Origin of the sequence: Variovorax sp. KBS0712 (genome assembly GCF_006323185.2) — a bacterium.
GTDB classification, from domain to species: Bacteria; Pseudomonadota; Gammaproteobacteria; order Burkholderiales; family Burkholderiaceae_C; genus Variovorax; species Variovorax boronicumulans.
The window spans coordinates 1,001,437-1,022,833 of the sequence record NZ_VCCD02000001.1 but is presented as its reverse complement, the minus strand read 5'-3'; the positions used below and the strand labels follow the sequence as shown (position 1 = coordinate 1,022,833).

21 protein-coding genes, 2 tRNA genes and 1 pseudogene are annotated in these 21,397 nt (G+C 68.7%); 16 read left to right on the top strand and 8 right to left on the bottom strand.

All coding sequences use genetic code 11. The features are described from left to right. Window positions 1-96: 96 nt before the first annotated feature. The 7 genes from FFI97_RS04550 (at window position 97) to FFI97_RS04520 (ending at window position 4,743) form a co-directional block, all read left to right on the top strand. The gene (locus FFI97_RS04550; protein WP_185993557.1) at window positions 97-1,773 is read left to right on the top strand and encodes an FAD-dependent oxidoreductase; all 1,677 of its coding nucleotides are present in this window, start codon (window positions 97-99) and stop codon (window positions 1,771-1,773) included. Window positions 1,774-1,799: 26 nt separating this feature from the next. Then, window positions 1,800-2,063: a UBP-type zinc finger domain-containing protein gene (locus tag FFI97_RS04545; protein WP_139704574.1), complete on the top strand. Its 264-nt coding sequence runs from the start codon at window positions 1,800-1,802 to the stop codon at window positions 2,061-2,063. Window positions 2,064-2,165: 102 nt separating this feature from the next. After that, entirely contained in the window at window positions 2,166-2,870 is a 705-nt protein-coding gene (locus FFI97_RS04540) for a glutathione binding-like protein (RefSeq protein ID WP_095745562.1), read from the top strand. A gap of 35 nt (window positions 2,871-2,905) precedes the next feature. Continuing rightward, window positions 2,906-2,982, top strand: a tRNA-Pro gene (locus tag FFI97_RS04535). Window positions 2,983-3,270: 288 nt separating this feature from the next. Further along, window positions 3,271-3,498: a hypothetical protein gene (locus FFI97_RS04530; protein WP_139140219.1), complete on the top strand. Its 228-nt coding sequence runs from the start codon at window positions 3,271-3,273 to the stop codon at window positions 3,496-3,498. 559 nt (window positions 3,499-4,057) lie between these two features. Beyond that, window positions 4,058-4,134 (top strand) — tRNA-Arg (locus FFI97_RS04525). A 321-nt stretch (window positions 4,135-4,455) separates the two neighbouring features. After that, window positions 4,456-4,743 (top strand): hypothetical protein, encoded by a 288-nt coding sequence (locus FFI97_RS04520; RefSeq protein ID WP_139704572.1) that lies wholly within the window; start codon window positions 4,456-4,458, stop codon window positions 4,741-4,743. Window positions 4,744-4,766: 23 nt separating this feature from the next. Here the strand turns inward: FFI97_RS04520 and FFI97_RS04515 are convergent, their stop codons facing one another. Next, entirely contained in the window at window positions 4,767-5,114 is a 348-nt protein-coding gene (locus tag FFI97_RS04515; RefSeq protein ID WP_139704570.1) for a hypothetical protein, read from the bottom strand. Between the two features lie 188 nt (window positions 5,115-5,302). Between FFI97_RS04515 and FFI97_RS04510 the strand changes: the two genes are divergently transcribed. After that, on the top strand, window positions 5,303-6,904 hold the full coding sequence (locus FFI97_RS04510; protein ID WP_139704568.1) for a hypothetical protein: 1,602 nt from the start codon (window positions 5,303-5,305) through the stop codon (window positions 6,902-6,904). Between the two features lie 61 nt (window positions 6,905-6,965). Here the strand turns inward: FFI97_RS04510 and FFI97_RS04505 are convergent, their stop codons facing one another. Continuing rightward, window positions 6,966-7,505, bottom strand: coding sequence for a hypothetical protein (locus FFI97_RS04505; protein ID WP_139704566.1), 540 nt, complete (start codon window positions 7,503-7,505; stop codon window positions 6,966-6,968). Between the two features lie 77 nt (window positions 7,506-7,582). Then, window positions 7,583-8,074: a hypothetical protein gene (locus tag FFI97_RS04500; protein WP_139704564.1), complete on the bottom strand. Its 492-nt coding sequence runs from the start codon at window positions 8,072-8,074 to the stop codon at window positions 7,583-7,585. 192 nt (window positions 8,075-8,266) lie between these two features. Here FFI97_RS04500 and FFI97_RS04495 point away from each other — a divergent pair, with 192 nt between their 5' ends. From FFI97_RS04495 to FFI97_RS04485, 4 genes and pseudogenes are all read left to right on the top strand, one after another. Further along, window positions 8,267-8,668 carry a hypothetical protein gene (locus tag FFI97_RS04495; RefSeq protein WP_139704562.1) on the top strand — a complete coding sequence of 134 codons (402 nt, stop codon included), beginning with the start codon at window positions 8,267-8,269 and terminating at the stop codon, window positions 8,666-8,668. 104 nt (window positions 8,669-8,772) lie between these two features. Then, window positions 8,773-10,527 (top strand): annotated as a pseudogene (locus FFI97_RS33860) (YadA family autotransporter adhesin); the annotation flags it as partial. A 76-nt stretch (window positions 10,528-10,603) separates the two neighbouring features. Then, complete coding sequence (locus tag FFI97_RS33855; protein ID WP_313906279.1) at window positions 10,604-10,807, top strand: YadA-like family protein; 204 nt, start codon at window positions 10,604-10,606, stop codon at window positions 10,805-10,807. 134 nt (window positions 10,808-10,941) lie between these two features. Beyond that, window positions 10,942-12,225 (top strand): acyl-CoA dehydrogenase, encoded by a 1,284-nt coding sequence (locus tag FFI97_RS04485; protein ID WP_139704558.1) that lies wholly within the window; start codon window positions 10,942-10,944, stop codon window positions 12,223-12,225. 36 nt (window positions 12,226-12,261) lie between these two features. Here FFI97_RS04485 and FFI97_RS04480 read toward each other — a convergent pair whose 3' ends face one another. Both FFI97_RS04480 and FFI97_RS04475 read right to left on the bottom strand, forming a co-directional pair. Next, window positions 12,262-12,576: a hypothetical protein gene (locus FFI97_RS04480; RefSeq protein WP_070060970.1), complete on the bottom strand. Its 315-nt coding sequence runs from the start codon at window positions 12,574-12,576 to the stop codon at window positions 12,262-12,264. A 314-nt stretch (window positions 12,577-12,890) separates the two neighbouring features. Continuing rightward, window positions 12,891-13,718, bottom strand: a complete 828-nt coding sequence (locus tag FFI97_RS04475; protein ID WP_139704556.1) for a crotonase/enoyl-CoA hydratase family protein — start codon at window positions 13,716-13,718, stop codon at window positions 12,891-12,893. A 104-nt stretch (window positions 13,719-13,822) separates the two neighbouring features. Here FFI97_RS04475 and FFI97_RS04470 point away from each other — a divergent pair, with 104 nt between their 5' ends. Together FFI97_RS04470 and FFI97_RS04465 are read left to right on the top strand one after the other, a co-directional pair. Beyond that, on the top strand, window positions 13,823-15,700 hold the full coding sequence (locus FFI97_RS04470; RefSeq protein WP_144004371.1) for a PhoX family protein: 1,878 nt from the start codon (window positions 13,823-13,825) through the stop codon (window positions 15,698-15,700). A gap of 42 nt (window positions 15,701-15,742) precedes the next feature. Next, a complete protein-coding gene (locus FFI97_RS04465) occupies window positions 15,743-16,132 on the top strand; it encodes a DUF488 domain-containing protein (RefSeq protein ID WP_095947243.1) in 390 nt (129 codons plus the stop codon). A 10-nt stretch (window positions 16,133-16,142) separates the two neighbouring features. On the opposite strand, the gene FFI97_RS04460 is transcribed toward FFI97_RS04465, so the two are convergent. Next, window positions 16,143-16,754, bottom strand: a complete 612-nt coding sequence (locus FFI97_RS04460; RefSeq protein ID WP_139704553.1) for a glutathione S-transferase — start codon at window positions 16,752-16,754, stop codon at window positions 16,143-16,145. A gap of 125 nt (window positions 16,755-16,879) precedes the next feature. Here FFI97_RS04460 and FFI97_RS04455 point away from each other — a divergent pair, with 125 nt between their 5' ends. After that, the gene (locus FFI97_RS04455; protein WP_139704551.1) at window positions 16,880-17,338 is read left to right on the top strand and encodes an Lrp/AsnC family transcriptional regulator; all 459 of its coding nucleotides are present in this window, start codon (window positions 16,880-16,882) and stop codon (window positions 17,336-17,338) included. Window positions 17,339-17,341: 3 nt separating this feature from the next. Here FFI97_RS04455 and FFI97_RS04450 read toward each other — a convergent pair whose 3' ends face one another. Next, window positions 17,342-18,244 (bottom strand): SDR family oxidoreductase, encoded by a 903-nt coding sequence (locus tag FFI97_RS04450; protein WP_062481608.1) that lies wholly within the window; start codon window positions 18,242-18,244, stop codon window positions 17,342-17,344. Between the two features lie 164 nt (window positions 18,245-18,408). On the opposite strand from FFI97_RS04450, the gene FFI97_RS04445 reads away from it, so the two are divergent. Continuing rightward, window positions 18,409-19,281, top strand: coding sequence for a CoA transferase (locus FFI97_RS04445; protein ID WP_139704549.1), 873 nt, complete (start codon window positions 18,409-18,411; stop codon window positions 19,279-19,281). A 6-nt stretch (window positions 19,282-19,287) separates the two neighbouring features. On the opposite strand, the gene FFI97_RS04440 is transcribed toward FFI97_RS04445, so the two are convergent. After that, window positions 19,288-21,372: an esterase-like activity of phytase family protein gene (locus tag FFI97_RS04440; RefSeq protein ID WP_139704547.1), complete on the bottom strand. Its 2,085-nt coding sequence runs from the start codon at window positions 21,370-21,372 to the stop codon at window positions 19,288-19,290. Window positions 21,373-21,397 lie beyond the last annotated feature (25 nt).

Here is a 21,397-nt window from a genome sequence, read left to right as displayed (position 1 = left end):
TGGCAGACACATGACGTTGTTACATCGCGCGTCAGCGTCGCTTTGGCGCCGCTTCGGCGTCTAATGCGGGGCATTCGCGACACGGAGTTCGACCCCATGGCCACCGACGCACCAGGCGCCAACAGCCGCCTGCACCAGACTTTCCCCATCCTCAGTGACGCTGAGATGGCACGCATTGCCAGCTTCGGCAGCGTGCAGCGCTTTGCGCGCGGCGAGCGCCTGTTCACCGCCGGCGAGACCGGCGCCGGCATGTTCGTTCTGCTCAAGGGCGTGGTCGCCGTCACGCAGCGCGACGGCCTGGGCCACGTGGTGCCGATCGCGCGCCAGGGGCCGGGCGAATTCCTCGCCGAGGTCGGCCAGCTGAGCGGGCGCCCTGCCCTGGTCGACGGGCATGCCGACGAAGAAGTCGAGGCGCTGGTCGTGCCGCCGGACCGCTTGCGCGCGCTGCTGGTGGCCGAGGCCGACCTGGGCGAGCGCATCACCCGCGCGCTGATCCTGCGGCGCGTGGCGCTGATCGAATCGGGCGCGGCCGGGCCGGTGCTGATCGGCCGGCCGGATTCACCCGAGATGGCGCGGCTGGAGAACTTCCTGCGCCGCAACGGCCATCCTTATCACCTGGTCGATGCAGCGGCTGACGCCGATGCCGCCGCGCTGCTCGCCCAATACGGCCCCGACCAGCTGCTGGCCGTGTGCCCCGACGGCTCGGTGCTGGTCAACCCGAGCGACGAGGGCCTGGCGCGCTGCCTCGGCATGGTCGACACCGCGGCGCGCGACGAGCTGTACGACGTGGCCGTGGTCGGCGCCGGGCCGGCCGGCCTCGCGACCGCCGTGTATGCGGCCTCCGAAGGGCTGCGCGTGATCGTGCTCGACTGCCGCGCCTTCGGCGGACAGGCCGGCGCCAGCGCGCGCATCGAGAACTACCTGGGTTTTCCGACCGGCATCTCGGGGCAGGCGCTGGCGGGCCGCGCGTTCGTGCAGGCGCAGAAGTTCGGCGTCGAGATGCTGATCCCGGCGCAGGTGGCAGCGCTCGACTGCTCGCGCGAGAACGCGCGGGACAGTCTCGCGCTGAAGCTCACCGACGGCCGCACGATCAGCGCACGCACGGTCGTCATTGCGAGCGGCGCGCGCTACCGCCGCCCCGGCGTGCCGCGCCTGGCCGAATTCGAAGGCCGCGGCATCTGGTACTGGGCCTCGGCGATCGAAGCGAAGATCTGCGCGCAGCAGGAAGTGGCGCTGGTGGGCGGCGGCAACTCGGCCGGTCAGGCGGCGGTGTTCCTGTCGCGCCATGCGGCCAAGGTCAACGTGCTGGTGCGCGGGCCGTCGCTGGCGGCCAGCATGTCGCGCTACCTCATCGACCGCATCGAGGCCACGCCCAACATCTCGCTGCAGCCGCACACCGAGCTCGTGCGGCTGCACGGCGCGCCCGAAGAAGGCCTGACCGGCGCCACCTGGCGCTGCCACACCTCGGGCCAGGAGCACGACTGCCCCGCGCGCAACATCTTCCTGTTCGTCGGCGCGGAGCCCGAGACCTCATGGCTCGAAGGCTGCGGCGTGTCGGTCGACAAGCACGGCTTCGTGCTGACCGGTGCGGCCGCGAGCAGCGGCTTTCCGGCACGTCCGGCCACGGCGCTCGAATCGAGCGTGTCGGGCGTGTTCGCGGTGGGCGATGTGCGCTCGGGCTCGGTCAAACGCGTGGGCGGCGCGATCGGCGAAGGCGCTGCGGTGGTGGCGCTCATTCACCAGCACCTGTCCTCGGCTTCGGCCGTGGCCTGAACCATTCTTCTTGTCCTGAGACACCCATGCCCATCCACGCCTGCGAACACGTTCCCGCCGACCTCGCCCCACCGCACACGCCCCGCGGCTGCGAAGACTGCCTGAAGACCGGCGACACCTGGGTGCACCTGCGCCTGTGCGTGCACTGCGGCCACGTCGGCTGCTGCGACTCGTCGAAGAACCGCCACGCCACGAAACATGCGCGGGCCGAAGGGCATCCGGTGATCCAGTCGATCGAGCCCGGCGAGCATTGGATGTGGTGCAACGCGCACGAGCGGCAGGTGGGGTAAGCGGTCGACCGTGCGGCCAATGCCCGCACCCGCACGCGACCGCAGGGGCGTGTATATGCTGCCGTTCTCCCGTCACAACCCTCTCACTCCGGAGCCCGCGACATGCCCGCATCGCCCATCGAGGTCTATTCCTGGCCCACGCCGAACGGCCACAAGATTCACATCATGCTCGAGGAGTGCGGCCTGCCGTACCACGCGCACCCAGTGAACATCGGTACCGGCGACCAGTTCGCACCCGAGTTCCTGAAGATCAGCCCGAACAACAAGATCCCCGCCATCACCGATCCCGACGGACCGGACGGCCAGCCGATCTCGCTGTTCGAATCGGGCGCCATCCTCGTGTACCTCGCGGGCAAGACCGGCAAGTTCCTGCCCACGGGCGACCGCGAGCGCTACGACGTGCTGCAGTGGCTCATGTTCCAGATGGGCGGCGTCGGTCCGATGCTCGGCCAGGCGCACCACTTCCGCATCTACGCGCCCGAGAAGATCGCCTATGCCGTCGACCGCTACACCAACGAGGCCCGGCGCCTGTACGGCGTGATCGACCGGCAGCTGTCCAAGCACAAGTTCATCGCCGGCACGAGCTATTCGATTGCCGACATCGCCATCTTCCCGTGGCTGCGCAGCTGGGAGAACCAGGGCATCACCCTCACCGACTACCCGCACCTGAAGGCCTGGTTCGACGGCATCGCCGCACGCCCCGCCGTGCAGCGCGGCGTGAAAGTACTGGCCGACCTGCGCCGTCCCATCACCGATGACAAGGCGCGCGAGATCCTTTTTGGCAAGACGCAGTACGAGAAGCGCTGAGCGGCCCCTTATTCGGGCTAGAATGGAAGGCTTGGCGGGGTGTAGCGCAGCCTGGTAGCGCATCTGGTTTGGGACCAGAGGGTCGAAGGTTCGAATCCTTTCGCCCCGACCAAAAGAAAAGTGAAAGCCTGCAACGATGAAAGTCGTTGCAGGCTTTTTTCTTTTCCGGGCCGGTCGCGATCACCGCGAATCTCACCGCCCTTTAGACGTTTCGTAGCACGACCCACGGCTTTCCGTACATCGGGCAACGCCGCTGCCTTGTTGTTACACCGTCAAGACAACCTTTTTCTTAAGGAACTACCCGCGAGGCCCTCGGCGCTCACGCAGAATCGAGCCAATCGTGATCGTGTTTACAAAGTAAGCGGAATCGCGTTTACAAAGCCGAAGAGCTGAGTCAGGGATGGACGTCGCAACAGAACCCTCACCCCTGGACCCTTTTCCGATGCTGAATTACTTTTCGCGCTGTTCTTGCGGCCTCAGGCATCTCGCACGCATCGAGCGCCGGCCATGGATGCGACTCTTCTCGAGCCTGCGCTTCTACCAATGCAGCGCCTGCGGAAAGAAGCAACTGGCGTCCGAACGCGCAGTGAACGACGCGGTCTGGAAGTACCGCTCGGAAAACGTCTGACGCCCCTTCGGCCCCAGCGATCCACAGAGGCATCGGGCGGGCGAAACGCCGTCCTTAGCAATCTGTTGCGCGTGCAGTCCTTTCGCTGCATGCCTTGCGCCCCCACAGAATCGAACGCGGGTGCTTCACGGTTGCGCAAACCGCGAAGCAGCGTCGGGGAAAGAGTGTCGACACCTTCCCGGTTTGAACTCTTCTGTGATGCTGCTGAATCTGTTTCTCCGATGTTCCTGCGGCCTGGCCGGCCTTCGCCGCATCGAGCGACGAGCCTGGATGAGGATGCTGCCGGCCCTCAGGTTCTACCGGTGCAGCACCTGCGGCAAGAAGCAGCTCGTGTCGAAGCAGGCCGCCGAGGCCGCCAGGGTGTCGTCCCGCGCCAGCCCCGCCCTTTCGCCCTCTCAACGACCGCCGCCGAAGGCGTCGTGCATGGAGGGATGTAGGTAGAATCCGCGCTTCCCCGGTCAGAGGCAGAAGCGTCCAGACCGTTGATTTTTCGGGTCTGTTGCCGCATCCCTTGCGGCCCGAGGACCGAAGGCTCCGGCCCTCGCTTCTCGACCTGAATCTGCCCGTAGCTCAGTTGGATAGAGCACCTGCCTTCTAAGCAGGTTGTCGGGGGTTCGATCCCCTCCGGGCAGGCCACTTGCGTCTCCAACCGCAACGGGTTTCTCCAACTTTTGCGCCGTTGCTCCGCCGGAAGGACGACCCACAGAGCACGCATGCGCGAGCTGCCGTCAAGTCGACGCGCTTGCTGCCCACGGATGCGGCGGTAGGTTCAACCCGCCCGTCGCCTGCTCGCTCCCTCGCGGTACAGCCCCCTCCGATCTTTCCCAAGACTGCCCAGCCATCCTCCGAAAGGTGATCGCTGCCGTGCTACCAGTATCCGTTGACTCCCACAAATGCGGTATTTGGTTTGCAAAATGGCATGGATAGATTCAGGTCTTCCACCACGAGGAGACGTCGATGAATTACAAGAACCCGCTATTGGCATTCGGCCTTTTTCTTTACGCCGCCCTTGCGGGCGCCAATGAAGCGCAGCGCGCATGCGGGGACTTCGACAGCGCCGTCATGACAACGCGCGCGCAATGCCAGCGCGAGCGAACACAGGACGACAGAGAGTACTGCGCAGCCACCAGGCTCAAACGCGCCCAAGACGCACACGCCTCGTGCCTTGTTCGATTCAACACCCGGGGAGCGGGATCCGTTCAAGAAGCCAGGGAGCGCTCAAATCGTATCCGGCGGGAACCCTGAGGCGAAATAACGCTTGCCATTCATCATTGACCAAACAGGGCTTTATAGGAGTTCACATGATTCGATTTTCTCTCGCTATCTTGCTGGCATTCGTCTCCTCTCATGCACTCGCCAGCAATTGGACGACATCCATGGACAACAAAAGAAAATGTGAAACTGCCGCTCATGAGGCTGAGAAGAATCGCCGACCGATGGCGGCCAACCATTACAAGCAATGCGCCAAGGACTTTCAGACTGCTGCCCAATATTTTCGGGAGAATGACCAGGCGTACAACGGGAAAACGGCTTTTCAGCGTGGGCTTGACCAATACAACCGGGGGAACATGCAATAGCCAATATGCCTCGGTGCGCTGATCGAGAAGATCGGCCACCAGACTGAGTTCAGTGGCCCAGTTTTTCTCTCCTCTCCTCAGGACCACCCTTGCCCGCCTTCGTGCGGGCTTTTTCTTGGCCAGCGCAGTCCCAGCCCACTGGTTGCCGTGGACTCCCACAAAAGAGGTATTTCGCTTGCAAATCGAGCGACTAGATTCGGCTGGTCTCACATCGAGGGGATGACGCCATGACGATAAAGACCACCGCGCAAGAACCTAACGCCACCTCCCACCGCCGAGGTCGGCATGGCCCCTTGTACGCGATCCGGATCCCCGCCCACTTCCTGTCGGTGCTCGTCCTCTCGGCCTGTGTACTGGCTGTTCCTGCGGACGCTCGGGCTCAGGTCAATCCCGAGATCTCCAACTGCGCCGAGCTCAAGGACGAGGCCACAGTCACCCAGGCCGATCTCTGCGCCGCGCATGTCGGCTGCCGCTTCGTGCTGAACGTGCAGAAGACCTGCGCACGCGCCAAGAGCTACCTGGAGCGGCTGCAGGCTGCCATTGGCGAAGGCACGCGCACGCTGCTGTTCGGCTATCGCAAGGAATTCACACCCGATGCCATCTTCACGGCAGAGCTGAACAGCGAGGAGCGCAGCAACGAGCGTGCGCTGGGCGCCCGACCCGACGTCCAGCCCCGTGCACAGGAGATCGGCAACCGCGTGCGCGATGCAGGCACCGGCGATACCCTGAGCGGCAACGGCAAGAACGGCACCACCTGGGTCTACTACGGCCAGACCCGGGACGGCCAGGAAGAAGGCTCCGGCACGACGATCTTCTCCAGCGGCGAGATCCAGCGCGGCCAGTACCGGCAAGGCGAGAAGCAGGGGGCATTCGACGTCCTGCACCCCACCGGCGACCGGTTCGTGGGCGAGTATGTGAACGGCAAGCGTGTCGGCGCGGGCGCGTACGGCTTCAAGAACGGCGCCACCCTGGTCGGCCGCTGGACCGACACAGGCGCCGTGCAGGGCACTTTCACGCGCGCCGACGGCTCCCGCTTCGAAGGCCTGCGCGTGGACGGCAAGCCCGCCCAGGGCCGCGAGTACCGCGCCGACGGGTCGCTATCCGAGGAAGGCCGCTACGACAAGGGCGTGCTGTCGGTAGGCGCGCGCATCGACACCGAGGGCAACCGGACCGACGTCAACCTGCCGCGCGACCGCGAGGCCGCCGCACGCGCCGAAGCAGAAAAGAACCGGCTCGCGGCCGAAGCCGAACAGCAGCGCAAACGCGAGCAGGCGGCCCTGGCCGAACAGCAATTCCGAACCAGCCTGCAGACGATGAACCCAGGCCAGCTCTTCGCCCGCGCCGACGAGTTGAACGCCCAGGGCGACCGCGCCCGCGCGCGCGAAGTGCAGCGCACCTTGATGAGCCGCTTCCCCGACCATCCGCTGGCGGCCACGACGGCGCGGCAGATGACGGGTGAGTCGGGTGGCAGCACGAACGCGGGTGGCGGTTCGTCGCCAGGGGGCACGGCCAACGCGGCCAACCGCCCTGCCGGAACGCGCCTTTCCAGCCAGACCTGCGAAGCCATGAAGCAGTCGGTCATCGCGACGAAGGTCGCACCCAATGCCTCGATCACCGCCAGCCAAGAAACGGTGATGTTCATGACGAAGACAGTGCTGGACATGATCGCCGCCAACTGCCCCACCGAGCCCGGCGTGACACCCGCCCAGATCGCCGCGGAACGCCAGACGCGCCAACAGCAGTACGCCGCCGCCGAGAACGCCTGCAATGCCGTGCAATCCGGGGGGCGCCGGTGCGTTGCGCAGAATCATTTCGGGCCCGGCCGTTGAGGCCCTGCGAGTGCAGGCTTCACGGCCTCATGGCCTCACGCGCAGCCGCTTTTCGCGGGCCTCAGCACCTTGCCCTGAACTGCTGATCCCGGGCCTCCTTGCGTTGCTCGGCGATCCAGGATTGCGTCGCGCCACTCTGCGGCTGCCGCGCCAAACGGTCGTAGTACGCCACCCGCTCATTGAAGTGCGCACAGCGCGACGTGTCGCCACTGCCACCCGTCACGCCCGGCGACGTCGCACCGCGTTGTTGCGCGGCCTGTTGCTGGACCGCATAGCCTTGCCTGGTTTGCCGGTCCGCAATGTCCACCTGCTGTTCCCACGGCAATCCTGCCGGGACCGGTTCGATGCGCTCGACCAGTGCGCCTCGCTCACGGCAATGATTCGGCGACCAGAAACGCCCACCGCTGTTGCTGACGCAGAGAAACACCTGGGACGCACCGGCCGCCTCGAGATTGCGCACCGGCGGCGACACGTCGACCACGCGACCGCCGCTGCCGCCACACGGCTCACCGCTGTACTGGTTGCCGCATCGATAGACCTGCTGGGCCTGGGCCATGCCGCTGGCGATCAGGAGAAGGCTGGCGAGGAAGGTGAGGCGCATGGATGCGATGGTAGTAGCGATGCCTCGCAGTGCACAGGTCATCGACGCCGGCCGCGCCGATGCACCGCGCGAACCCGTCACACGCCGGCCTTGGCGCCCGCTGGACGCAACGCCTCCCGCGCACGGGCGGAGAGCGGCACGCTCTCGGGCAGCAGCGCCAACGCCTGCGCCCCGCGCGCCGCAGTGCCCACATTGGCCACGAAGGTCCGCCGCGCGTCGTGGAATTCGAAGATCAGGTTGAAGGTGCCATAGGCCTCGCGCACGTCGACCTGGCGGATGTCCGCAAAGGGCCGCTCGCGCTGGCGCAGCACGCGGTACACCAACTGCTCGCTTTCGATACGCAAGACAGGATTCAGGCTGTTGGTCGCCAGCGCCACCCACGGCAGTCCGCGCAGGCCGGTGAAGGAGGCCACAACGGGCACCGCGCCGCCCTTGATTGCAAGGGGCGCAGCGCCCGCCCGGGGCGCCTTGGGCGTACGGAGCTTCTTCCAGAGCCAGTAGAGGAACCAGAACGACAGCCCTTGAAGGACGATCACTCCGACGGTCCCCAGGACGGTCATCCAATCCATCTGCACGTCGCCTTCCTCTGTGACACAAGCCTGGGCCCTCCCCGGCAAGGCGCCATTAAAGCAGAGGGCTCCACGCGCCAGATGCGCGCCATCTGTCATTTGAATTCTGGATTCAATACTGTACATTTAAACAGCATTCTCAAGGAATCCACATGCCGAAGAACACATCCCAGTCCAACGCGTGGGTGAACCATGACCCAAGCTGAACTCTTCTTCCCCCGGCCGGCAACGCCGCCCTCGCCCCTCTTCAACTTCCACGAGCCCTCTGCCGCTGCGGCCGCGCTCGAAGACACCGAGGACGAGCCGCGTGACGCCTTTTCCGCCAAGCTGATCGACTACCCCCACTCGTCGGCCGACGCAGTCAGGGTCGCGGAGCAACGCTTCCGGCGCGAACTCGAAAAGCAGCTGGGCGCCGACGTGCTGCCGGCGATGCGCGCGTTCCAGAACGCCAGCGAGTCGAGCGACACCGACCTCACCAAGCGCGAGATCGCGCTGGCCGCGCGCTGGGTCAAGGCCTACGACGCCGCGCGCACGGCGGGCTTTCGCGACCTGGGCGACACGGACGAGGCCTACTTCGAGGTCAAGGCGATCTAGCCCCCCGGCCAGGGCTCTTACCAGTTTTCGGTGATGGCTCCCTCGAGGGCAAAAAGACACACTTCGACGCGTTTGTCTTGTTTGCTTTCACAGGGGAAGAGTCCATGCCGATCCACGTCCACATCCACGGTGTCCATGGACAACCGTCGCGCGTCCGCGCCCTTCGGCACTTGGCTGCCGTGGCCTTGCTGGTTGCCGGCAGTGTCCATGCGGCCGGCCTGGTCCACGGCAACGTGGGCAATGCGGGCGCGTGGGATTCGGGTGCATCCGGCGGTGTCGGCGGAAGTGCCGCCTCGGCCTCTGGCGACGGTGCCACAGCGCTGGGTGCGGGCGGCGATGGCGGTGTGGGAACGTCCGGCGGAGCCGGCGGCACGGGAGGGTCCGGCGCCAGCACCACCGCAAGCGGCACGACGGCCATCGGAGGCGGAGGCACCGGTGGACAGGGCGACGCAGGCGGCACAGGCGGCACCGGAGGACGTGGCGCCCAGGCATCGGCCAGCGGGGCGATCGCGCTCGGCGCGGGAGGCACCGGCGGTAACGGTTGCTGCGGCTTTGGCGGCCAGCCGGGCGGCAGCGGCGCACAGGCATCGGGCGACGCCGCCGTCGCCATCGGCAGCGCCTTGGGCACCCGACAGGGCGCCCAGGCCTCCGGCAACGGCAGCACGGCCATCGGCGGCGCGAGCGACACAGCCTCGGGTGCGGCAGCGCAGGCCACAGGCAGCGTGGCGATCGGCTCGGGCAGCCGGGTCGCGAACGGTGCGAACGGCGGCGTGGCCATCGGCGCGAACTCGGTCGCCACATCGGCCAACACCGTGTCTTTCGGCAGCGCAGGACAGACGCGCGGCCTGGTCAACGTGAGCGCCGGCGCGGTGAACGCCACCAGCACCGATGCCGTCAACGGCGGCCAGCTGTACACCGTGCGGCAGGCCGCGGACACCGCACAGGCCGCGGCCTCCGCGGCCAATGGCACGGCCGTCCTCGCGAGGGACGCCGCGGGCGCGGCGCAAGGCACCGCCAACACCGCCCTGGGCGCCGCGCAAACCGCGCAGGCCGCGGCGGCGGCCGCCCAGGGCACCGCCAACACCGCGACCACAGCCGCAGCCACGGCCCAGGGCACCGCCAACACGGCCCTCGGCGCGGCGCAAGGTGCGCAGGCCAGCGCCACGGATGCCAAGGCCACCGCCGTCGCTGCGCAAGGCACGGCCAACACCGCACTGGGCGTGGCGAACAACTCCGTGCAATACGGCGCGGGCGGTGCCCAGGTCGCGCTGAACGCCAACGGCGGCGCCGGCACCACGTTGAGCAACGTGCGCGCGGGCGTCGCCGCCACCGATGCCGCCAACGTCGGCCAGCTGCAGCAGGTGCAGCAAGGTGCGCTGACCACCGCCAACACCTTCACGATGCAGCAGATCGCCGCCTTGCAGGGCGTCATGAACCAGGCGCTGTCCAACGGCCTGTGCAGCTTCAGCGGCGGCAACGTGACCTGCGGCACCGGCACGCAGGCCACGGGCACGGGTGCCACGGCGCTGGGCACCAACGCCACGGCCCAGGGCGACAACACCACGGCGATCGGCCACGGGGCGCAGGCGCGCTACGCAGGCTCGGTGGCGATCGGCGCGGGCGCGAAGGCGCTGGCCGATCCGACGACCGCCGTAGGCAACGACGCCATCGCCACCGGCAACAACGCGGTGGCGCTGGGCGCCAACACGCTGGCCGCGGGATCGAACTCGGTCGCCCTCGGTCAGGGCTCGGTGGCCACGCGCGACAACTCGGTGTCGGTGGGCAACGCCGCCACCGGCCAGACGCGCACCATCGCCAACGTGGCACCCGGCGTGCTGCCCACCGACGCGGTCAACCTGCAGCAGGCACAGCAGCTGACGGCGGCCGCGGTGTCCGAGGCGCGCAGCTTCGCGGCCAAAGGGCGTGGCCGCGGCGATGGCGATGGGCGATGCGCCGATGCCGTCCGCACCGGGCAAGACCAGCTGGGCCGCGCAGCTGGCGAACTACAAGGGCCACTCCGCGATGGGTGCCAGCGTCGTGCACCGCCTCGCGACGGACATGCCGCTGGCGCTCTCCGCCGGGGTCAGCGGGTCGAGCGGATCGGTGGGCGTGCGCGTGGGGCTCAAGGGCGAGTTCTGACGCGACGGCGCAGCCCGCCCGCCGCGCATAAGAAAACACGAAAAGCGTATTTCCCAGCGACGGCATGGCGCGGGCACAGTCCCACGCCTGTATCGCTCTTTTTCCGGCGCGCCCTCGGGGCCGCCCGGCTCTCCATGGCATCCACCCACGACACGCCGACGCGCCCCGCCGCGCCCACGGCCTCCGCCCGCCCTTCCACGCTCGCTCCCTCCTCGCAGCAACTCGCCGAGCGCTTCCGCCCCGTCTTCGCGCGCATCGCCGAGCACGCGGCGCAGCGCGAGAACGACCGCGAACTGGCCTACGCGCCGGTGGCCTGGCTCAAGGCCGCCCGCTTCGGCGCACTGCGCGTGCCGCTCGCGCACGGCGGGCTGGGCGCATCGGTCGAGCAGCTGTACGACCTGCTGATCGAACTCGGCGAGGCCGACTCCAACCTGCCGCAGATCCTTCGTGCGCATTTCGGTTTCATCGAACGCCTGTTCGCCGAGATCGACCCCGCGCTGCACGGCCCGTGGATGCGCCTGGCGGCCGACGGCGTGATCTTCGGCAACGCCACCACCGAGCTCGGCGAAGGCGCGCTCGGCGCGCTGCAGACCACGCTCACGCGCGACGCGCAGAGCGCCGACACGTGGCGCCTGGACGGCGACAAGTTCTACAGCACCGGCACGCTCTACGCCGACTGGATCTCGGTCGCGGCCCAGCGCCTGAACGACGACGGCAGCAGCGATCGCGTGATCGCGCTCGTGCCGGCGGAAGCCGCGGGTGTCGAGCGTGTCGACGACTGGCGCGGCTTCGGCCAGCGCCTGAGCGCCTCAGGCACAACGCGCTTTCGCCAGGTGCGCGTGAAGCCCGAGCACGTGCTGCTGTACGTGCGCGACCAGCCCACGCCGCTCACCGCGCATTTCCAGCTCACGCACCTGGCGACGCTGGCGGGCATCGCACGCGCCATCGTGCGCGATGCCGTGGCCTTCGTGCAGCCGCGCAAGCGCGTCTACAGCCACGGCAGCGGCGCCACGCCGCGCGAAGACCCGCTGGTGCAGCAGGTGATCGGCCAGCTCGCGAGCACGGCCTTCGTGGCCGCGTCGACGGTGCAGGCGGTGGCGCGCGGCCTGGGCGAGGTCGACCGCCATTTGCAGCGCGGCGAGGCCGTGCCCGAGCAGTTGCTGTTCGAGGTGGAGCTGAACACCGCCAAGGCGCAGGCCGGCATCGTCGATGCGGTGCTGCAGGCGGGCACGCGGCTGTTCGACATCGGCGGCGCCTCGGCGCTGCAGGAAGACCGGCGGCTCGACCGGCACTGGCGCAATGCGCGCACGCTGGCGTCGCACAACCCGACGATCTACAAGGGGCGCGTGGTGGGCGACCACCTGCTCAACGGTGCACGGCCGACCTTCTACTGGGCGGTCGGCGCCATCGCGAGCTGAGACGGGAAGAAAAAGGAAGACGCCGTGAGGCGGTGTTCAGACCCGCGGCAGCGCCGCGAGAAAGGTCGACACCACGATGGCCGCCGCGCGATCGAGCTGCAGGATGTCGGCGACGTCGAAGGCGTTCGGCGCCGTGTGGCCGCTCGTGCCGAGCGGCTTGCGGATTTCGACCAGCACTTCGGCGGCGAGTTCGCGATCGCTGCGCGGACGGCCGTCGGGGTGCATCACCCACTCGTCGACCTGCTCGATGGGGATGCTGCGAAACACCCCCACGATCGGGACGTACTTGTAGCGGTCCTCGCCCACGAGGATGGGCACGCTGAGATTGCAAAAAAACGTATTCGTCGACATGCGGAACGCCGTCGCTAGCCAAAGCAAAAGTTGATTAATTGTTTTCGAGTGTGACTCCGATAGTCATTTTCCCGACCGAGGGCATACGGCAAGACGTGACCTTCTGCACACAAAGTGCGGTCAATTCCGCCGAATTACTCGGGAAAACAACTACTTAATTCTTACACAAAGACACGGATGGCGCGCTTTGTGTACGATTTTTGGCATACGAAATGTTGCGATCACCGCTTCGGCCGGCCGAAACGGGCGCGCAAACAGCTGCGCCTCGCGGTGTCCGCACCGCGAGGAACGCCAAAAAAACCAGAAGAAGAAACTCAGGCCGGCGCGCTGAACTGCGGCGCCCGCCGCTCGATGTTGGCCTTCACGGCCTCGAGCTGGTTGGGGCTGCCGATCAGCGCCTGCTGCTCCACCGACTCGGCGATCAGCAGCTCGGCGGCGCTGTGCGCGAGCGACGCGTTCAGCAGCCGCTTGCCGGCGCGGATCGCATCGGGGCTCTTGGCGGCGATCTCGTGCGCCATCTGCAGCGCCTCGGCCAGCGGGTCGGCGGCCACGCGCGTGGCCAGGCCCAGGCGCACGGCCTCTTCACCCGAGAAGATGCGGCCGGTGAAGGTGAGTTCGCGCACGACGTCGGTGCGCGCCAGTTCGCGCATCAGCACCATGCCGGCCATGTCGGGCACGAGGCCCCACTTGATCTCCATCACCGACAGCTTCGTGTCGGCCGCCACGAGCCGGATGTCGGCGCCCAGCGCCACCTGCAGCCCGCCGCCGAAGGCCACGCCATGCACGGCCGCGATGACCGGCACCGGCACTTCGCGCCACACCATCGCCACCTGCTGCGCAGCGTTCGAGAGGCCGTGCGTGCGCGCGACCAGGTCGGTGCCGCCGGCCGCCGCGCCCAGCACGTCGCTGGCGGCGCCCTGCCCCATGCGTTCGAACGACGCCATGTCGAGCCCCGCGCAGAAGGCCTTGCCGCGGCCCGCAATGACGACGGCGCGCACGCTCTTGTCGCCCCGCAGCGCTTCGCCCGCCTGGACCAGCGCGTCGAACATCGCGGGGTCGAGCGCGTTCATCTTGTCGGCGCGCGCCAGCTGCAGTTCCACCACGCCGTCGGCGTGGCGGGTCCATTCGATACGGTCGCTCATTGCATGTCTCCTGTCGGTGTCGGGGTATCGGCTCAGTATCGCGCGACCGGGCCGCTGGGCGATGATGCGCACTGTCGCCGACCCAACACCTCCGCCGCCTCGCCATGCCCCTGGACCGCCGTCACTTTCTCCTGCAATCGGGCGCCACCGCCGCCGTCGTCGCGCTGTTCGGCCAAGGCTGCGCGCGTTCGCAGTTGCCGCCCTTCACAGGCGCAACGAACCCGTCGGGCTTCTTCACCAGCGTGCCCATTTCGCAACGCGACGCGGTGGTGGTGCCGCCGGAGTACGAGTGGCAGATGCTCTACCCCTGGGGGGCGCCCACGGGCGTTGCGGGCCGCCTGCCGGCCTTCGCGCCCGACGCCGGCAACAGCGCCGACGAGCAGGCCCTGCAGGCGGGCATGCACCACGACGGCATGCACTTCTTCGCGCTCGATGCGCGCGGCGAACGCGGCCTGCTCGTGATGAACCACGAGTACACCGACGAGCAACTGCTGCACACCGACGGCGTGAAGGCCTGGAACGCCGACAAGGTCCGCAAGTCGCTGCATGCGATGGGCGTGTCGGTCATCGAGGTCCGCCGCACACAGGAAGGCTGGCGCCAGGTGTTGCCCTCGCCCTACGCGCGCCGCGTGCACGGCCGCACGCCGATGCGCATCGCCGGCCCCGCCGCGGGCACGCCGCTGATGCGCACCGCCGCCGACCCGACGGGCACCGGCGTCTTCGGCACCTTCGCCAACTGCGCGATGGGCGTCACGCCCTGGGGCACCTACCTGACCTGCGAGGAGAACTTCCACGGCTATTTCGGCGGCCCGAAAGAAGCAGCGAACAATGCGACACCCGCGCAGCGCCGCTACGGTACGGTGCCGGGCGCGCAATGGGTCGAGTACTGGCGCTTCGACGAACGCTTCGACCTGAGCCGCCATCCGAACGAGCCGCACCGCTTCGGCTGGGTGGTCGAGATCGACCCCTTCGACCCCGAGTCGGTGCCCGTCAAGCGCACCGCGCTCGGCCGCAAGCGCCAGGAAAGCGCGACCTGTACCGTAGCCAAGGACGGCCGCGTGGTGGTCTACATGGGCGACGACGCGCGCTTCGAGTACATCTACAAGTTCGTGAGCCGCGACCCCGTGCGCCCCGGCACCGATGGCGCCGCACGCGCGGCCAACCGGCACCTGCTCGACGAGGGCACGCTGCATGTCGCGCGCTTCGACGCCGATGGGCGCGGGCGTTGGCTCGAACTCGTGCACGGGCGCCACGGCATCGACGCCGCCAGCGGCTTCGCCAACCAGGCCGAAGTGCTGATCCACGCGCGGCTGGCGGGTGACATCGTCGGCGGCACGAAGATGGACCGCCCCGAATGGATCGCCGTGCATCCGCACAGCGGCGAGGTGTACGTCACGCTCACCAACAACACGCAGCGCGGCGACCTCGGCAAGCCCGGCGCCGACGCCGCCAACCCGCGCGCGCCCAACTTCTTCGGCGGCATCCTGCGCTGGCGCGAGGACGGCGGCGACGCGGCGAGCACCGCCTTTGTCTGGGACCACTACGCACTCGCGGGCGACCCCGCGCAGCCCGGCGCCGGCACACGCTACCCCGGCGACCACGCCGACGTGTTCGGCTGCCCCGACGGCCTGCACTTCGACAGCGGCGGGCTGCTGTGGATCCAGACCGACATGAGCGGGCAGTCCATGGGCAAGCCGCCCTATGCCGCGCTCGGCAACAACCAGATGCTGTGCGCCGACCCGACCACGGGCCGCATCCAGCGCTTCCTCACGGGGCCCAACGGCTGCGAGATCACGGGCTGCGTGGTCACGCCCGACCGGCGCACGCTGTTCGTCAACATCCAGCACCCGGGCGAGTCGCGCGACGACGGCGACGCGAAGCACAACAGCGCCTGGCCCGACGGCACAGCGCCCGGCAGCGCGCGCCCGCGCTCGGCCACGCTGGCGATCCGCCGGCGCGACGGCGGTATCGTCGGCACCTGACAGTCGAACACACCACAACAACAGCCCCAGGAGATCCCCGTCATGAGCATCCGCATCGTCCGCCTCGGCACCCCGCGCGCACCCGGCGAGGGCCTGCGCATCGGCACCGTGCGCCGCCCGCCGCGCGGCGTGCCGAAGACCGAGTTCGCCTCGCAGAACTGGTATGACGTGTGGTACCCCAACCTCGCGCCGTCGGCCGAGACGATGAAGCTGGGCCAGGAAGCCGAGACGCCGGCGCAATGGAACGCCTTCATGCGCAAGTACAAGGCCGAGATGGCCGAGGCCGACGCCAGCCGCAGCCTCGACCTGCTCGCGGCGCTCTCGCACACCGCCGCGCTCGCGGTCGGCTGCTACTGCGAGGACGAGTCGCGCTGCCACCGCTCGCTGCTGCGCGGCCTGCTGGCCGAGCGCGGGGCGGACATCGCGGCCTGAGCGCGGTTGTTCAGACCAGCGGCGCGCCGACGAACACGGGCAGTTGCTCGGCCTGCGCCGTGTACGCGGCGAGCAGCGGAAAGTCCGACGGGCGCACCGCGTCGGGCAGGATGAACTGCGTGAAGGTCCAGGCCACCGCCGCCGAAATGCCGCCCTGCGTGATCGTTTTTTCTGCGGGTGCTGCCAGCGGCGCAGCCGCCAGTTCGCGTTCCACCTCGGCATAGGCCGTGTTCAGCTGGCCCTGCACGCGATCGACCCACGGCTGGTGCTGCTTCTCACTGGGGCGCAGGTTGCGCTCGTAGACGATCTGCACCGTCTTCTCGCAGGCTGCGAGCGCGAGCCCCGTGAGGCGCAGGTCGCGCAACCGACCCGCCGGATCGGTAGGAAACAAGCTGCGGCCAGCGACTGCCTGCGCGTGGTCGATGATGAGCGTCGAGTCCATCAGCACCGTGCCGTCGTCGCACACCAGCGTCGGGGCCTTCACCACCGGGTTGATCGCGCGGAACTGCTCGAAGGTGCTGAAGACCGAGATCGAGCGGTGCTCGAAAGTCAGACCGAGCAGGCGCAGCGAGATCGCGGCGCGGCGAACGAAGGGCGAGTCGAGCATGCCGACGAGTTGCATGGGGTCTCCTGGAAAAAGATGACCGCCACCATAGCGCCCGCACCGCGCGCGCAGAAGGGCAACCCATCGAAAATCGACGCCGCCCGCCGATCGATCATCGGTCTCCTCTTCTTTCACCGCACGCCATGACCCTCGACAAGAAAGACCGCCTCATCCTCGAAGCCCTGCAGACCGACGCGCGCCAGAGCCTGGCCGCGATCGGCAAGCGCATCGGCCTGTCGCAGCCGGCGATGAGCGAGCGCGTGCGCAAGCTCGAGCATGCGGGCGTGATCGAAGGCTACGGCGCGCGCGTGAACCTGCGCGCGCTGGGCGTGGGACTGGAGGCCATCATCCGCATCGACACCACGCACGCGGCCATTGCGCGCTACCTCGCGCTCTTCGAGGCCATGCCCGAGGTGCTCGCGGTGGACCGCGTGACCGGCGCAGACTGCTTCTTCGTGCGCTGCGCCATCGCCGAACCGACCGACCTGGAGCGCGTGGTGGACGCGCTCGCGGTCGATGGTTCGGTGACCACCTCGCTGGTGCTGTCGAGCCCCGTGCGCAAGCAGGTCACGGTGGGCGCCGCGAAGCCGCCGCGCAAGTAACTTTCAGCGCTGCGCCTTGTCCTTCTGGTTCTGCGCCTCGATGCGTTCGCGCGCGGCCAGCCAATCGGCGTCGCTCCACTCGCGCAGCTCGTAGAAGTTGCCGCCGGTGGCCAGCGCATTGCCGCCGTCCATCATGATGCTCTGGCCCGTGAGCCAGTCGCACTGGCCCGGCGCCATCAGGAAGGACGCGAGGTTCTGCAGCTCGCTCATGCGGCCCACGCGCGCCATCGGGTTGGTCTTGATGCTGCGCGCGCCGGGTTCCTCGCCGGGGTTCAGGCGCTTGCTCATGCCCTCGGTCGGAATCTCGCCGGGGCCCACCGCGTTCAGGCGGATGCCGTGGCGCGCCCACTCCACCGCGAGCGACTTGGTCATGACCTCGATGCCCGCCTTGCTCATGGCCGAGGGCACGACGTACGGGCTGCCGTTGTCGACCCAGGTGACGATGATGCTCATCACGCTGCGGAACGCATCGCCCGGCTTCCACGCGCCCGACTTGGCCTGCGCCACCCAGCGCTTGCCCACCGCCTGGGTCACGTAGAAGCTGCCGTGGAACACGATGTTGGCCACGGCGTCGAAGGCGCGCGGCGAGAGGTTCTCGGTCGGCGAGACGAAGTTGCCCGCCGCGTTGTTCACGAGCCCCGTGAGCCCGCCGCTCTGGAACAGGCTCTCGACCATCTCGTCGACCTGCTGCGCGATGCGGATGTCGACGCCGAAGGCATCGATGCGCCGATCGGGAAACTGCTGGCGCCAGGCGGCGGCGGTTTCTTCGCAGACCGCCTGGCGCCGGCCGCAGATGGCGACGTCAGCGCCCAGGCTCAGGAAACGCTCGGCCATGGCACGGCCGAGGCCGGTGCCGCCGCCGGTGACGAGGATGCGCTGGCCGCGCATCAGGGATGCTTCGAACATGAGGGGTCTCCTTGGCGTTGCGGCAGCGGCAAGAGCGCGTGCTGCCATCGGCCGCATGCTACGACTGCCAGGGCGCCATGGCTTGCGGAATCTGGCTCTGCCGGCGGGTGAAAATGGCCGCGCCCCCTTCCCTCTCACCCCTGGACCTTCCGGACACACGACCCATGCCCCGTTCCTCCGATGCTTCCTTCCTGCCGCTCGACGGCGTGCGCGTGTTGAGCCTGGCGCTCAACCTGCCAGGCCCCGCCGCGCTGCTGCGCTGCCGCACGATGGGCGCGGCCTGCCTCAAGCTGGAGCCGCCCGGCGGCGATCCGATGGGGCTGTACAACCGGCCCGCGTACACGGCGCTGCACGAGGGCGTGGAGGTCCGCACGGTCGACCTGAAGACAGAGGCCGGCCAAGCGCAGCTGCATGCCGAGCTGGCCCGCACCGACGTGCTGCTGACCTCGTTCCGTCCGTCGGCGCTGCAGAAGCTGAAGCTCGACTGGGCCTCGCTGCAGGCGCGGCATCCGGCGCTGTCGCAGGTCGCCATCGTCGGCGCGCCGGGCGAACGCGCCGAGGAGCCGGGCCACGACCTGACCTACCTCGCCGAGAGCGGCCTCGTCACCGGCACGGCGCTGCCGCCCACGCTGTACGCCGACATGGGCGGCGCGCTGCTCGCGAGCGAGGCGGTGCTGAAGGCCGTGCTGCAGCAGACCCGCCAGCGCGGCGGCGTGTACCTCGAGGTGGCGCTGAACGCCTCGGCCGACTGGCTCGCCCTGCCCCGCACCTGGGGGCTGACGAAGCCCGACGGCGCGGTGGGCGGCGCGCACGCCGGCTACCGCGTCTACCCCTGTGCCGACGGCCGCGTGGCCGTGGCGGCGCTGGAACCGCACTTCGCCGCGCGCCTGTGCGACGTGGCCGGCGTGGCGCCGCCGGACATGATGGCGCCGGCCACGCACGCGGCGCTGGCCGCCTGGCTCGCGACGCGCACGCGCGCCGAGCTGGAGGCCATGGGCCGTGAGCGCGACGTGCCGCTGCTCACGCTGGCCAACTGACGGCGCTCAGGACGCCGGCAGGCGCAGTTCGCTCAGCTTGCGATCGAGCTTGATGAGCCAGATGCGCGTCGGCCGCTCCAGGTCGGAGCCGCGCGTGATGCGCGCGCCAGCCGTGCCCGCGGGGCAGCCGCTGATGAGCTCGCCCTTCACGTTGACCGTGCAGTCTTCCACGCTGCCAGCCAGGCGAGTGCCATCGGCGGCGAGCAGCACGGTGCCCAGGCCGAAGTCGTTGTCGTTCACCAGCGCCAGGGTCTGGTCGTCGACGATGGTCAGGCCCTCGGCCTTCTCGGCCAGCCAGCCCAGCACGTTAAGATCGAGCAGCTCGGTCTTGCGCATCGTCACCACGGTCGAATAGTCGACGCCATTCGAGGGGGCCTGCGTGATGCTGCTGATCTCGAGGTTGTGGTTGAACTCCGGGGCGGCGATGTTCGTCGCGTTGGCCGGCAGCTCCACCAGCATCAGCTTGTTGAACACCTTGCCGTCGCCCTTGCGCGCGCCCTGCTCGATGACGATGAAGCGGCCGTTGCCCAGGCTCACCATGTCGCCGAGCTTGGCGTTGCCGGTGCGGTCCTTGTCGTACTGGCTGCCGTCGATCGGGTAGGCGTAGAGCTTGGAGGTCTCGGTGGCCGGATCGAACGCGAGCCAGCGCGTGAACTTCGCGATGTGGCGCACATCGGTGTTGCTGCCGCCCGGCGGCTTGGCCTTGATCGACTTGCCGTTGGCGTCGCGCGGGTCGATCGGGCTCTGCAGGAAGCCGTGCAGCACGCCACTGGCCGCGTCGAGCGTCAGGCCTTCCATGCCGCGGTTGGGGCGGCGCTGGGCCAGCACCGCCGGCAGGTCGGTGGCGCCGGGGCCGGGTGCGTACTTCTTCTCGATCACGCCGCTGGCGATGTTCAGGCGCGCGATGAAGGGGCCGTACTCGTCGCTGGTCCACAGCACGTTGCGCGCCTTGTCGAGCACCAGGGTCTCGGGGTCGAGGCCGTGGGCGTCGTAGCCGGCCTTGGCTTCGTCGAACTTGTACTGGTCGGTCAGCGGGGTTTCGCCGGTCGAGCCCACGCCCGAGCGCGGTGGCAGGCCGGTGATCTTGGTGTTGGCGTCGCGCTTGAGCGGCACGCTGGTGCTGAGCACGGCGCCGGTCTTGCCCACGCGCACGATGCCGAAGCTCGGTGCGAACGACGGCGCCGGGAACACCTTGCTGATGCTGGTGACACCATCGCCGCCGCCGGGCACGGGGGCGGTCGGTCCGTCGCCGTTCGGGCCACGGTCGGTGATGGCGTAGAACTCGAGCGCGCCGTCGTCGGCCTTGCCCTTGAACGCCAGGCCCGAGCCGTAGGCCGGCAGGAAGCCCTGCGGAAAGTCGGCCTTGATGTCCGCGCTGTCGCCCTCGTAGGGCACGTGGAAGCGGGTGTCGGCCTGCAGCTGGTAGCGCGTGACGGCGATGCCGATGGCACCGAGCTGATTGGTCTGCGTCGACGCTTCGGTGACCGGTGCGGCCAGGCGCGAGGCCAGCGTGTCCTCGAAGTGTTCGCGGGCCAGCATGCGGCGGTTCGAGTCGACCATGCGGGCATTGTAGGGAGCGGGCAACGCGGCCAGCACCGCGTTGAGCGCGGTGTGGAAGGCGTCGGGCGCGGCGTTGAAATCGAGCGCGCCGGCCGTCAGCGCAGCCTTGAGCGCGGGCGTCAGGCGGATGCCGTTGGCGGGATCGCGGTCCTCGTCGAAGCTTTGCAGCGCGAGCAGGCGGTTGACCACGGCATCGGCCTTCACGTCGCTGCCGCCGGCCAGGGTGAGCGGCGTGATCGCGTCGCCGCACGCGGCGCTGCCCAGGGCCAGCGCGCCGGCGCTGAAGGTGACGGTCTCGCCGTCCTTGCAGATGAATTCGCCCTTGGCGTTGGTGGCGGCCTTGGGGGCGCTGCCGGCCACGTAGTCGAGGCCTTCCACGGCGGCATCCAGGAAGGTGCCGGTCTTCGACTGTGCCGCCGGTGGGTTGGTCGTGCCGCCGCCCACGGGGAACGACCAGCCGCCCCCGCCGCCGTTGCCGCCGCCGCAGGCGGTCAGCACCGCGCCAGCGCCCACGAGCGCCAGCCATCCCATCCTCGATCCTCTTGTTGTCTTGCGC

Coding starts and splice junctions, on each gene's coding strand:
- FFI97_RS04550 (WP_185993557.1), top strand. CDS start 97: ATGGCCACCGACGCACCAGGCGCCAACAGCCGCCTGCACCAGACTTTC.
- FFI97_RS04545 (WP_139704574.1), top strand. CDS start 1,800: ATGCCCATCCACGCCTGCGAACACGTTCCCGCCGACCTCGCCCCACCG.
- FFI97_RS04540 (WP_095745562.1), top strand. CDS start 2,166: ATGCCCGCATCGCCCATCGAGGTCTATTCCTGGCCCACGCCGAACGGC.
- FFI97_RS04530 (WP_139140219.1), top strand. CDS start 3,271: ATGGACGTCGCAACAGAACCCTCACCCCTGGACCCTTTTCCGATGCTG.
- FFI97_RS04520 (WP_139704572.1), top strand. CDS start 4,456: ATGAATTACAAGAACCCGCTATTGGCATTCGGCCTTTTTCTTTACGCC.
- FFI97_RS04510 (WP_139704568.1), top strand. CDS start 5,303: ATGACGATAAAGACCACCGCGCAAGAACCTAACGCCACCTCCCACCGC.
- FFI97_RS04505 (WP_139704566.1), bottom strand. CDS start 7,505: ATGCGCCTCACCTTCCTCGCCAGCCTTCTCCTGATCGCCAGCGGCATG.
- FFI97_RS04500 (WP_139704564.1), bottom strand. CDS start 8,074: ATGGATTGGATGACCGTCCTGGGGACCGTCGGAGTGATCGTCCTTCAA.
- FFI97_RS04495 (WP_139704562.1), top strand. CDS start 8,267: ATGACCCAAGCTGAACTCTTCTTCCCCCGGCCGGCAACGCCGCCCTCG.
- FFI97_RS33855 (WP_313906279.1), top strand. CDS start 10,604: ATGGCGATGGGCGATGCGCCGATGCCGTCCGCACCGGGCAAGACCAGC.
- FFI97_RS04485 (WP_139704558.1), top strand. CDS start 10,942: ATGGCATCCACCCACGACACGCCGACGCGCCCCGCCGCGCCCACGGCC.
- FFI97_RS04480 (WP_070060970.1), bottom strand. CDS start 12,576: ATGTCGACGAATACGTTTTTTTGCAATCTCAGCGTGCCCATCCTCGTG.
- FFI97_RS04475 (WP_139704556.1), bottom strand. CDS start 13,718: ATGAGCGACCGTATCGAATGGACCCGCCACGCCGACGGCGTGGTGGAA.
- FFI97_RS04470 (WP_144004371.1), top strand. CDS start 13,823: ATGCCCCTGGACCGCCGTCACTTTCTCCTGCAATCGGGCGCCACCGCC.
- FFI97_RS04465 (WP_095947243.1), top strand. CDS start 15,743: ATGAGCATCCGCATCGTCCGCCTCGGCACCCCGCGCGCACCCGGCGAG.
- FFI97_RS04460 (WP_139704553.1), bottom strand. CDS start 16,754: ATGCAACTCGTCGGCATGCTCGACTCGCCCTTCGTTCGCCGCGCCGCG.
- FFI97_RS04455 (WP_139704551.1), top strand. CDS start 16,880: ATGACCCTCGACAAGAAAGACCGCCTCATCCTCGAAGCCCTGCAGACC.
- FFI97_RS04450 (WP_062481608.1), bottom strand. CDS start 18,244: ATGTTCGAAGCATCCCTGATGCGCGGCCAGCGCATCCTCGTCACCGGC.
- FFI97_RS04445 (WP_139704549.1), top strand. CDS start 18,409: ATGCCCCGTTCCTCCGATGCTTCCTTCCTGCCGCTCGACGGCGTGCGC.
- FFI97_RS04440 (WP_139704547.1), bottom strand. CDS start 21,372: ATGGGATGGCTGGCGCTCGTGGGCGCTGGCGCGGTGCTGACCGCCTGC.